The sequence below is a fragment of the Kocuria sp. CCUG 69068 genome, assembly GCF_020833785.1.
GTDB classification, from domain to species: domain Bacteria; phylum Actinomycetota; class Actinomycetes; order Actinomycetales; family Micrococcaceae; genus Kocuria; species Kocuria rosea.
In genome coordinates this window covers 1-1,699 of sequence record NZ_PDDL01000225.1, presented here as the reverse complement: position 1 = coordinate 1,699, position 1,699 = coordinate 1, and the positions used below count along the sequence as shown (strand labels likewise).

Genomic DNA, 1,699 nt, shown 5'->3' with positions numbered 1-1,699 from the left:
AGGGCGTGGTTCGCCGACCAGGGCGTCACCGTGGAGCGGGTGCTCTCGGACAACGGGTCCTGCTACCGCTCCCATGCCTGGGCCCAGGCCTGCGCCGAGCTGAGCATCAAGACCAAACGCACCCGCCTGAGTATGACAACCCCATATGGCCCCACTGTGATGGTCTGATTTGGCCCCACCCGCGGGGTGTGGGACTGTAAGAACAACGGTGTGTGAGGGTCCGGCCTGATCCGAAAGGAGACGGCCGTGTCAGAGTCCACGACCGAGATGACAGGCATGATGATCGATCCCGTGACGGGAGAGATCATCGATCAGAAGGACCTCGCCGAGCGGCTGCTTGCCCAGGCGAAGGAGCAGGGCGTGAGCCTGGTCGGCCCGGGCGGGCTGCTGAACCAGCTGACGAAGAACGTGCTGGAAACCGCCCTGGAAGCCGAACTGACCGAACACCTCGGTCACGACCACGGGCAGACGCCGATCGCGGCCAACATGCGCAACGGCACGAGGCCGAAGACCGTGCTGACCGAAATCGGCCCGGTGCAGATTGAGGTGCCACGGGATCGGGATGGGTCCTTCGAGCCGGTGATCGTGCCCAAGCGCAAGCGGCGTCTGGACGGGATTGATCAGATCGTGCTCTCCCTCTCTGCCCGCGGCCTGACCACCGGGGAGATCGCGGCACACTTTGAGGAGGTCTATGGGGCCAAGGTCTCCAAAGACACCATCTCGAAGATCACCGAGAAGGTCGCCGGTGAGCTGGCCGAGTGGTCCTCCCGCCCGCTGGACCCGCTCTATCCGGTGCTCTTCGTCGATGCGATCGTGGTGAAGGTCCGCGACGGGCAGGTGCGCAACACGCCGTTCTACGTCGTCATGGGCGTGACCGTGCACGGAGAACGCGACATCCTCGGGATCTGGGCCGGCGACGGCGCCGAAGGCGCCCGGTTCTGGCTGCAGGTCTTCTCCGAGCTGAAGAACCGGGGCGTCGAGGACGTGCTCATCGCCGTCTGCGACGGGCTCAAGGGCCTGCCGGAGGCGATCAACACCACCTGGGAGCAGGCCGTCGTCCAGCAGTGCATCGTGCACCTGATCCGCAACAGCTTCCGCTACGCCGGCCGCCAGCACCGCGACGGCATCGTCAAGGCGCTCAAGCCGGTCTACACCGCGCCTTCAGAACAAGCGGCAAAGGACCGGTTCGCCGAGTTCAGGGCCGAGTGGGGCCAGCGGTATCCGGCGATCGTGCAGCTGTGGGAGTCCTCCTGGGCGGAGTTCGTGCCGTTCCTGGAGTATGACGTGGAGATCCGCCGGGTGATCTGCACGACGAACGCGATCGAGTCGATCAACGCCCGCTACCGGCGGGCGGTGCGGGCGCGCGGGCACTTCCCGAACGAGGCTGCTGCGCTGAAGTGCCTCTACCTCGTCACCAGGTCTCTTGATCCGACCGGCGGCGGTAGAGCACGCTGGGTGATGAGGTGGAAGCCGGCGCTGAACGCGTTCGCGATCACCTTCGCCGGGCGGTTCGAGAGAACCGCTCACTGATGAAAACCGCCGGGCCCCACACACCCTTTATCGGACAGTCCCCGGGGTGTTGGTTGTGCTGGCCGGCTGTCGGTGACGTCCGGCTCTGCGTCGCGGGGTGTAGTCGGGGATCAGGGGCTGGCGGCTCCTTTCCGGGCGCGGGTGGTGCGCAGCCGGTAGGAGCTGGTGC

General features: G+C 66.2%; 1 protein-coding gene. It reads left to right on the top strand.

Features of this window, described 5'->3' with window-relative positions; all coding sequences use genetic code 11:
* The first annotated feature begins 276 nt into the window (after positions 1-276).
* Positions 277-1,530 (top strand): IS256 family transposase, encoded by a 1,254-nt coding sequence (locus CRM73_RS19135; protein WP_229588791.1) that lies wholly within the window; start codon positions 277-279, stop codon positions 1,528-1,530.
* Positions 1,531-1,699: the final 169 nt, after the last annotated feature.